This is a genomic window from Cyclobacterium sp. 1_MG-2023 (assembly GCF_030546805.1).
Taxonomy (GTDB): domain Bacteria; phylum Bacteroidota; class Bacteroidia; order Cytophagales; family Cyclobacteriaceae; genus Cyclobacterium.
This window is the reverse complement of sequence record NZ_JAUOPC010000020.1, coordinates 41,850-51,466: the sequence shown is the minus strand read 5'-3', so window position 1 is coordinate 51,466 and position 9,617 is coordinate 41,850. Positions and strand designations below refer to the sequence as shown.

Here is a 9,617-nt window from a genome sequence, read left to right as displayed (position 1 = left end):
AATGGCACAGTTTAAACCGAAATGCCTGGCACAGTTTGACCGAAAAGGGTGGCACAAATCAAACCGTTATATCCACAAGATCGAGAATTATTTTTTTGGTAATCTAAGCCATAAAAATTGGTTTGGCTTAGTTCCGTTTTAAGCAATTCTTCAAAAAAAAAAAAACATAACCAGTTAACTATTTAATTTGAAATTCCTATATTTGCATAACCAGTTATGTAATTATGAAAAAATACGACCATTTAACTTTTACTGCCAGACTCAAAAGAATAAGTGATAATTTACTTTATGGAGCAAAGGATTTATATAAAACCTTAAACCTTGAAATTGAACCTAATTGGCATTTAATATTTCTTCTTTTCAAGGAAAAAAATACCCTTACAATTACTGAAATTGCTGAAGAATTGAAAATATCTCAGCCTGGAGTTATTAAGATTGTCAATAAAATGAAGACCAAAAAATATCTTAAAGCCGAGAAAGATAAAAAGGACAGTAGAATTCAGTTACTGAAACTTACAACTAAGGCAAAAAAAGAACTACCTAAATTAGAAGGGATTTGGTCTGCTGGTGAAAAAACTATTGTAGACATTTTAGATAACAACACTGAAATTTTCGAACATTTGGATAGAATTGAAATTGCTATTTCAAAATCCGACTATAAAGAACGAACTTTAATCCATTTAGATAATGATTAATTTATTCGGTTTTTCAGCTTTAGGTATCGCTTTATTTGCTTTGTCAAATAAAAACATAATCAAATTAAGAACCTGGCATTTCATTTCTAGCTTAATGTATATTATTTATGGTTTTGCTATAAATGCTATTCCAGTTGTGGTAGGTGCTATTTTATACTGTTTCATTCACGCCTATCATATTTACAATTCAAAAAATATCCAATGATTAGAAAAGCAACAAGAGAAGATTATAACGCCGTATGGAAAATATTTTCTGAAGTGATAAAAACAGGAGATACATATGTATTTAGTCCGGGAACGTCAAAAGAAGATATTCAGAAACATTGGTTTTCGGATTATATGAACACCTTTGTATTTGAAGAAAACAATGAAATTTTAGGGACTTATATAATAAAGCCAAACCAAATAGGTTTAGGAAATCACATAGCAAATTGCAGCTATATGGTAAGTCCTAATGCGCAAGGAAAAGGTATAGGAAAACAACTATGTGAACATTCATTAGAATTTGCAAAAGAAAGTAATTTTAAAGCAATTCAATTTAACATTGTTGTTAGTACTAACAAAACCGCAATTAAACTGTGGGAAAAGTATGGGTTTAAAATCATTGGTACCACACCAAATGGATTTAGACACCTTAAATTAGGCTTCGTAGATACTCATATTATGTATAAACCACTATAATCTGCTTACAATAACTAAGCATTCTGATAGCTGGAACCCATCGACCCCTTAAACAAGCTCAGGGAACTTTCTCAGGGAACGGTTTAGGGGTTTGGGAATTAGGATTACTATGGGGAATGGTTTTCCCTCTTTTTTTAGATTTTTATCGACTACCCTGTTAGTTTATTATTATCTGGAGCTGTCAGGATTTGGACGTAAGCTCCGGTAGCTTTTTTTTTCGCAACAGGGAAATTAGCTTGGTTATAATAAGCCATTTATTGCCACAGCACTAGTGCCTTTCAGGTATTAGTATTAAAACAATCAGGCACTAGCTTGCTGACTGATTTAACAATAGCAGGTACTGCTTTTTTCCTGGTTGGGTTAGATATGGATAAATCACCTCAAATAATAAGGCATGGTAATAATCTACTTTTGAGGTATCTTCTTTAATGAAAAATTCAGCAGCATTAATCCAATTGTCCCCCAAGATATTCATGCGCTCATACAATCTGTCAAATTCACCTTCCAGCTCTTCCTCTCGCATCAAACCTTGGTGAGTTAAGTTTTTGAATAGCAATTTGTATTGTTGTTTGCGTGTTTGCTGTAAGTGAAGGTAATGTTTTTTCAAGGCTTCATCATTGCCCAGCACATGATACAAATCTCTGGTGATAAACCGGTATTGGTATAAAATATTCATGGATACTTTGGCACTCTTAAATAATAAAGACAGAATGGGCTTATCGCCGCTTATTTGGTTTATTTCACGATCCATCTTATCTACCAACATAAAGTACAACTGGGATACAATCTCTGATTTTGTTCTAAAGTGATAATTCAAATTACCCTGACTCATTTCAAGTGAACTTGCTATTTGCCTTAAGGTGATCTCTTTAAGGCCTTGTTTATTGAACAATGCCAATGCTTTAATGAGAATTCGTTCTTTTGTCTTCATAAAATTAGTATACTTGACCTAATTTAGTAAATTTGACCTAAAATTACGAAAATAATGGATATATCGATAATTGGAGGAGGAATCACCGGCTTGACAACCGCATTGGCCTTGCATAAATCTGGAGTAGCATCAAAAGTTTACGAACAAGCAGCATCACTTAATGAGATTGGTGCGGGTGTGTGGCTACAGCCAAATGCTGTTCAAATTTTGCATTGGCTTGGTCTGAAGGAAGCTGTATTGAATAAAGGCTGTGCCCTTGATAAAATGGAAATTACCTATCCTAACCTTAAACCCATCAAAAAAATAAGAAAAGCCGTTGTTGAAGATCAATATGGAAACCAGACAATTGCGATTCACCGTGGGAAACTTCAACGCATCCTTTACGAAAAGTGTGAGCAACTCCAAATGGTAGCATTAGGGGAGCCCTATATTGATCATCAAAATGATGAAGGCAAAGTGCAATTGCAATTCAAGAACAAATCCATTCCAGCAGATATTGTCCTGGGTGCTGACGGCATTAAGTCACGAGTGAGAAAAGCAATGGGCTTGCCTACTGAGTTTAGACAAACCAGACAAATTTGTTGTAGAGGAATAGTAAATATTACTTTACCTAATCATCTAAAACGAGTAGGTAAAGAAGTTTGGGGGGATAAACGAAGATTTGGGTTCTCTCAGCTTTCACCCGATTCGGTATACTTTTTCATTGTTTTGAATAGAGAAATTTGTCCTAAAGAATTTAGTAAGCCTTCCTTATCGGCTTTATTTAAAGACTTTGATCCAATAATAGCCAAAATTATTGAGGCATCAGGAGATATGCATAGGACCGAGCTGATAGATTTAAAAAGATTGGATACCTGGTACAATTCAAACGCATGTCTACTTGGTGATGCTGCACATGCTACTACCCCAAATATGGGGCAAGGGGCTTGTCAGGGAATAGAAGACGCCTTCTATATAAGTCGCTATTTAAAAGAGGCCGACTCTCCACAAGATGCATTCAAAGCCTTTGAAATACAAAGAAGAAAAAAGGTAGACTATGTAGTAAATAATTCCTGGAATTTCGGACGAATGGTACACAATAGAGCAGGGCAAATGCTGCTAAAAGCTATGATGAAAATAACACCGGAAAAAATAGTAGACAAGCAAATGAATATGCTTTATGCTGTAGATGGTTTATGAAATTTTTAGCATTACGTTTCAGTAAAAGGATAGTAAATGAAGCCATTCCGTATAAGCATTTGCTATTGGCCGATGAATCTATCCAAGCCATTAATAAATACATTCACCGATGTGATCTTTATCTGGTAACAGACAATGAACTGACCATTGGTGTCTGTGCCATTCAGGAAATAGACGCTTCCACTATTGAGATTAAAAACCTGGCGATTATCAAAGGATACCGCAATTGTGGGGTGGGGAGCTGGTGTATTCAAAAGGTCAAGGAAATCTACCCTACAAAAATTGTACTTGTGGGAACGGGTGATGCCTCCAAGAATGCTTTGAGGTTTTACAAGAAGAATGGGTTTAAACCACACTGTCTAAGAAAGGATTTCTTTTTGGAAAATTACGACCACCCTATAATAGAAAATGGGCTACAGCTAATAGATCAAATCGTACTAAAATATCAATCAGCTAAATGAAGATAGTAAACAATAAACTAAAATCACTAGTAAAGTCAATAGGCTTTATAGCCATGTTTATACTTTTTGGTGCTATATTGTCCCAGCTAAAACCTTTCTTTCCGGCCGAATATGAGCGATACGCGCAAGGATTATTGGGTACCATAGGGGTAATACTGACAGTTATTGTATTTCTGAAATGGGAGAAGAAAAAGCCTAAAGACTATGGTCTTAACTGGGAGAAAAGTTCCTTTGCTAAGTCTGTCATTGGCGTTTCTTTGGGTATAGTGCTTGCAGCAGCGATGATGTTTTCTCAAATCGGGTACAGCCAATTGGAATTATCTTTAAACCATGATGTTTCCTTATTCCCTTTCTTATTCTGGTCTTTAGCATTTGTCCCACTTGCTTTTATGGAGGAAGTGGCATTCCGATCTTACCCGCTATTGACCCTTAAGAAAGCATTCGGATTTAGGGCCACCCAAATCATTTTAGCCCTATTATTTGCTGTATACCACATGCTTATGATGTGGAGCCCTAAAATTTCACTATTAGGACCCGGTATTTGGGCTTTGGCATATGCACTAACCGCTGTGATGTCCGGTGGAATAGCTTTTCCTACAGGGCTACACTTCGGCCTCAATTTTGTTCAATCTGTAATAGGTGGTCAAGAAGGAATTGAATCTATATGGAATGTGGACTATCCGGCGAATGTCTCCGAAACGGAAATAATAGCCAATGAACACTTTGGGGTGGGGCTTCAAGTTCTTCTGTTGATTATAGGTATAGTGGCCACAGAAATCTATATAAAAAAAGAAAAAGCTAGCCACAACAATTAAGTGTTTATGGTGCGGTTAAGGCTTCAGTTTATTGCGGACCTGCCTTTTTTGCATAAGTAATTAAAGAATGTGGGTGTAGAAGCCGGATTTTGGAAGTTTCGGGAGGGAATTGATTTAGACTTTGTTGGCTCACCATTGTTTTTTCTGATTACAGCTTGGTTTGTAAGTCTTTATATACATCTAGTGAATCAAACCGATAAATCCTTCAATTGCAATTTTTCATAAAAAAATGGTCTTTCTCCTAGATTCTTTGTCCGAAATACTTAATTTGATATATAATAGCTTAAGTGACTGATAACATAGGGCATTTGCATGCAAATCCTTGGTTAAGTATTTAAGTATTTATTAATTAGAGTTAATTATATTCTTAAACGTTTGAAAGGTTATTTTAGTTAAATGAGCAAGCTGAAAACTTATTTTTTTACAATTTTGGCGGTTTTTTGCACTTCTTCAATGAAGGCGCAAAATGATTCAGCGAATGAGATCTCCGGAAATGAAAAACCTTTCAAAATCTTTCAGTTCCCTAAAAATCAGATGCCCCGTATAGATGGAAAATCGGATGACTGGGAAATAGTACCCAATTCGTATGAGTATGGCAATGAAATGTTGAAAGATACAGAGGATGGATTGGGAAATGCTATTGATCATACAGACGATTTAAATGTAAGCGTAAAAGTAGGTTGGGTAAAGGGTTTAAACAGGCTGTACTTTTTGTATGAAGCTACTGATGATTTTTGGGATTTTGGGAGGTTTAGTAATAAGGGATACCTCAATGATATTTTCGAAATAGTGGTTGATGGGGACCTTTCAGGTGGACCTTTTATTTATAACCCGGATTATAATAAAGATAAGCTGAAGTGGGATAGCAAATCGGAGGCCTATTTAGAAAACCATTTCACTTTTAGTGGTGTCCACGCTCAAAATTATCATATCTATACCCCGCCTGTAAATAATGCATGGGTTTTGATTTGGGGCAATCAACATTGGATAGGTGATTTCCCTCAATCAAATTATGCTTATGATTACAATTTTGAACCTGGGGATGGGGGAAAGCTGGTTTTGGAATTTTGGGTTACACCTTATGATTATGCCCCTTATGAAGGTCCTGAAAAGGCCATTGAATCGGAACTCATTGAGGGCGATAGCATTGGCCTTTCCTGGTCGATATTAGATTTTGACGGAGGGGAAAGAGAAGGGCATTTCAATTTATCCCATGATGTACGGATGGTAAAAGACGCAAGCTTCCTACGCAAGTTTAAATTGATGCCAATAGAAAGTGAATTAAGGGATTTGATCAAGGCAGAATGGTCTTTTGAAGTAATAGATATGGAAAAGAAGCGTGTAGCCTTCAGAGATGAATCACAAGGAGAGATTTTGAAATGGGAATGGGATTTTGGGGATGGAAATTACTCGAATGAACAACATCCGATCCATCAATTCAAAGAAAAAGGAATTCACAAAGTGGTGACCTTAACGGTAGAAGGGCCTGCCGGTAAATCAAAGCACACGAAGTACTGGGAAGTAATGATTAGATAAATATTGTTTTTAGCAAGGGGCCCTAGCATTAGCGGAAAGCCAATTTCACTATTGAGCTTACAGTCGGCTAATGCCCTAAAACCCCAACTCAATAATACCCCGGGTCGCATCTCCTGCGTCGACTTACCCGGGGCTACCAAGATTGCACTCCGCTGGAGTGCTGGATTGGATATTTTCAACTTGGTTTCTGCGTTTTTAAATTGTTAATTCTTGGAATGATCGATTGGTTGGTATAAAACTACCAGAACGTCATTGCGAACCTTTTTTCGGGGAGCTGTTGCGTATGGAAAGGCTGTGGTAACCCCTCTTTCAGGTCTAGCGATTTTCCAAGAGATTCTACCCCACGTTCAGCAAAAGTCACTACATTGCTGAAAGCTCAAACTCCCCCTTTTTTCAAAGGGGGACAAAGGGGGATTTTTTTCGCTACCGTCACTAATATCAATTTCGTAATGGTTTTGTCACGTCCTGTTAAAATCCCTTTCTTAGCCTATCGGTGACAGCTTGAAACCAGGGTTGAGGGGCCCTAGCATTAGCGGAAAGCCAATTTCACTATTGAGCTTACTGTCGGCTAATGCCCTAAAACCCCAACTCAATAATACCCCGGGTCGCATCTCCTGCGTCGACTTACCCGGGGCTACCAAGATTGCACTCCGTTGGAGTGCTGGATTGGATATTGTCAACTTGGTTTCTGATCTTATAATTGTTAATTCTTGGAATGAGGAATTTTTCATAAAACTGAATCGAGTTCTTGTCTTACAGGAAATTAAAATCCGCCTTGTAGATTTTCGGCGTTAAGAAATTTAAGCTGGGTTGGCAAGGGCACAGGCATGGTTAGCCTATTAATTATGGAATTGAATACCTGGAAACCAATGGAAATAAATGAACCATAAATACCGGAGTTTGCCTGTGTGCGGGAGGCCTTAAATTTTAGTCGAAAAGATACACAGCGGTGGGGTTTTCCCTGACTAGCTCCGCTTCAGGACAGGTTGCTTACTTTTTTGACCTATAGCAAAAAAGTAAAAATGCTCTTTTTAATTGAATTCTGTCAACTTGGTTTCTGCATATTTAAAATGATAATTCTCGAAATTACTTTCCGTCATTACGGACCTTTTGGGCAGGGCTAAGGTGCGGCCGTCTCGCCATTGTGAGATTCCTTCGACTTTCTCTTCACTAGGCCTCTGCAAAGTCTCGGAATGACGATAATAATTTCCGCCTTGTAGATTTTCGGCGTTAATAAATTTAAGCCGGGTTGGCAAGGGCACAGGCACTGTTTGACGAAGTTTTTGGTTTAGTAATCATTAAAAAAACAACGAAACAATAATACCAAAAACAAGGAGTTTGCCTGTGTGCGGGAGGCCTTAAATTTTAGTCGAAAAGATACTCAGCGGTGGGGTTTTCTCCTGACTTGCTACGCATCAGGACAGGTTGTTTACTTTTTGGGCCCTGACCGCTACGCATCAGGGCAGGCCTGCAGCAAAAAAGTGACAGTTGTTTTAGTGAATGTCTTGGTGTCGTAAAAACTGGTTTGTAATTTAACAATAATCACTTGGAAATTTCAAATCTTTACTAATTGTAAAGTACAAGAATTAATAGAACTGTCACTGGTTCAGCGCTGTCTGGTGAGTTTGTCTTTCTAAAGTGATTTTATCCCTGAAAGCAGAGGTTTTCCGTTCATTTCTTTTCCATTGATGAAAAGAAACGAACCAAAGAAAAATCTAGCCAAAACTAAACTCCCGCCCGCAAGGCCCAACCCCGCCTCGTAGTTTTGGCCCGGCCCCCCGCCCTCAGTTTGACGAGTACGTTAAAAATCGCCCATCATTAATCAATTTCCGCCTTGTAGATTTTCGGCGTTAAGAAATTTAAGCAGGGTTGGCAAGGGCACAGGCACTGTTTGACGAAGTTTTTGGTTTAGTAATCATTAAAAAAAACAACGAAACAATAATACCAAAAACTAAGGAGTTTGCCTGTGTGCGGGAGGCCTTAAATTTTAGTCGAAAAGATACTCAGCGGTGGGGTTTTCTCCTGACTTGCTACGCATCAGGACAGGCCTGACTAGCTCCGCTTCAGGACAGGTTGCTTACTTTTTTGACCTATAGCAATAAAGTAAAAATGCTCTTTTTAATTGAATTTTGTCAACTTGGTTTCTGCATATTTAAAATGATAATTCTCGAAATTACTTTCCGTCATTGCGGACCTTTTGGGCAGGGCAAAGGTGCGGCCGTCTCGCCATTGTGAGATTCCTTCGACTTTCTCTTCGAGAGGCCTTTGCAAAGTCTCGGAATGCCGATAATAATTTCCGCCTTGTAGATTTTCGGCGTTAAGAAATTTAAGAAGTGATGGCAAGGGCACAGGCACTGTTTGACGAAGTTTTTGGTTGAGTAATCATTAAAAAAACAACGAAACAATAACACCAAAAACTAAGGAGTTTGCCTGTGTGCGGGAGGCCTTAAATTTTAGTCGAAAAGATACTTAGCGGTGGGGTTTTCCCTGACTAGCTCCGCTTCAGGACAGGTTGCTTACTTTTTTGACCTATAGCAAAAAAGTAAAAATGGTCATAATCAATTACTTGGTATAGTAGAAACAGAAATGCTTTATTACCCAGAACTGCTTTTTATAATTATACAATTAATTGGTTATTAAACGTTCATTTCTTTTCCCCCTGAGTTACTTCGTTTCAGGGCAGGACCATTATGAAAAAAAGAGATCCTGCCATATTTTGGCAGGATCTCATTGGTAGGTTTCCTATTATCACCTTTCTCCTCACATAACGATCTATTCGCTATTAAGATGTCTTCGACAATAATCCCTATTATTCAAAGGGGGCAGGCAGTTCATTAAAACATAAATTGATTTAATGAACTATGGTTCAAGCGTGATCGAGATGATCCCTGAATCGGTATCTCCTGAAAATACAATGGTAACTGCATCGCCTACATTAGTCAAACCGGCTTCCTCCTTTGTGTAGGTTACTGAAGCAGTCAAATCGTCTCCAACCGTCACCTCTTTTAAAGATCCCTCTAAAGGCAATAACTGTAAAGCCCCTTCAGGATCCCATGAAGGCACCTGGTTTTTTAATACCTCTGCTTCCATCACATCTCCCGGTTTTGCATTTGGAAAAATGGCATTAATGGTGAAATCAGGATCTGCTGCCGTCACGCCATCTGATGTGACTTCAGAAATATCAGTAAAGATCACATTACCATTTTCATCATAAGGGATGTCAAAATAGGGTTGCTCGGTACAACCCATCATTAGTATAAGCGATACTATGAATGATATCGATAATATATTTTTAGTTTTCATATTTATTCAACTTTTT

Annotated in this window: 8 protein-coding genes; 6 read left to right on the top strand and 2 right to left on the bottom strand. The window is 37.8% G+C overall.

The features are described 5' to 3' along the window. Window positions 1-224: 224 nt before the first annotated feature. On the top strand, window positions 225-695 hold the full coding sequence (locus Q4534_RS22520) for a MarR family winged helix-turn-helix transcriptional regulator (protein WP_303615417.1): 471 nt from the start codon (window positions 225-227) through the stop codon (window positions 693-695). A 201-nt stretch (window positions 696-896) separates the two neighbouring features. Continuing rightward, window positions 897-1,376: a GNAT family N-acetyltransferase gene (locus Q4534_RS22515; protein ID WP_303615416.1), complete on the top strand. Its 480-nt coding sequence runs from the start codon at window positions 897-899 to the stop codon at window positions 1,374-1,376. 307 nt (window positions 1,377-1,683) lie between these two features. On the opposite strand, the gene Q4534_RS22510 is transcribed toward Q4534_RS22515, so the two are convergent. After that, window positions 1,684-2,307 (bottom strand): TetR/AcrR family transcriptional regulator, encoded by a 624-nt coding sequence (locus Q4534_RS22510; RefSeq protein WP_303615415.1) that lies wholly within the window; start codon window positions 2,305-2,307, stop codon window positions 1,684-1,686. A gap of 54 nt (window positions 2,308-2,361) precedes the next feature. Here Q4534_RS22510 and Q4534_RS22505 point away from each other — a divergent pair, with 54 nt between their 5' ends. The 4 genes from Q4534_RS22505 (at window position 2,362) to Q4534_RS22490 (ending at window position 6,298) form a co-directional block, all read left to right on the top strand. After that, a complete protein-coding gene (locus Q4534_RS22505) occupies window positions 2,362-3,486 on the top strand; it encodes an FAD-dependent monooxygenase (protein WP_303615414.1) in 1,125 nt (374 codons plus the stop codon). Then, window positions 3,483-3,947, top strand: a complete 465-nt coding sequence (locus Q4534_RS22500; RefSeq protein WP_303615413.1) for a GNAT family N-acetyltransferase — start codon at window positions 3,483-3,485, stop codon at window positions 3,945-3,947. Before Q4534_RS22505 ends, Q4534_RS22500 begins: the two co-directional genes overlap by 4 nt. After that, the gene (locus Q4534_RS22495) at window positions 3,944-4,762 is read left to right on the top strand and encodes a CPBP family intramembrane glutamic endopeptidase (RefSeq protein WP_303615412.1); all 819 of its coding nucleotides are present in this window, start codon (window positions 3,944-3,946) and stop codon (window positions 4,760-4,762) included. Before Q4534_RS22500 ends, Q4534_RS22495 begins: the two co-directional genes overlap by 4 nt. 396 nt (window positions 4,763-5,158) lie before the next feature. After that, the gene (locus Q4534_RS22490; protein ID WP_303615411.1) at window positions 5,159-6,298 is read left to right on the top strand and encodes a PKD domain-containing protein; all 1,140 of its coding nucleotides are present in this window, start codon (window positions 5,159-5,161) and stop codon (window positions 6,296-6,298) included. Window positions 6,299-9,157: 2,859 nt separating this feature from the next. Here the strand turns inward: Q4534_RS22490 and Q4534_RS22485 are convergent. Further along, entirely contained in the window at window positions 9,158-9,601 is a 444-nt protein-coding gene (locus Q4534_RS22485) for a hypothetical protein (RefSeq protein WP_303615410.1), read from the bottom strand. Window positions 9,602-9,617: the final 16 nt, after the last annotated feature.

Coding starts and splice junctions, on each gene's coding strand:
- Q4534_RS22520 (WP_303615417.1), top strand. CDS start 225: ATGAAAAAATACGACCATTTAACTTTTACTGCCAGACTCAAAAGAATA.
- Q4534_RS22515 (WP_303615416.1), top strand. CDS start 897: ATGATTAGAAAAGCAACAAGAGAAGATTATAACGCCGTATGGAAAATA.
- Q4534_RS22510 (WP_303615415.1), bottom strand. CDS start 2,307: ATGAAGACAAAAGAACGAATTCTCATTAAAGCATTGGCATTGTTCAAT.
- Q4534_RS22505 (WP_303615414.1), top strand. CDS start 2,362: ATGGATATATCGATAATTGGAGGAGGAATCACCGGCTTGACAACCGCA.
- Q4534_RS22500 (WP_303615413.1), top strand. CDS start 3,483: ATGAAATTTTTAGCATTACGTTTCAGTAAAAGGATAGTAAATGAAGCC.
- Q4534_RS22495 (WP_303615412.1), top strand. CDS start 3,944: ATGAAGATAGTAAACAATAAACTAAAATCACTAGTAAAGTCAATAGGC.
- Q4534_RS22490 (WP_303615411.1), top strand. CDS start 5,159: ATGAGCAAGCTGAAAACTTATTTTTTTACAATTTTGGCGGTTTTTTGC.
- Q4534_RS22485 (WP_303615410.1), bottom strand. CDS start 9,601: ATGAAAACTAAAAATATATTATCGATATCATTCATAGTATCGCTTATA.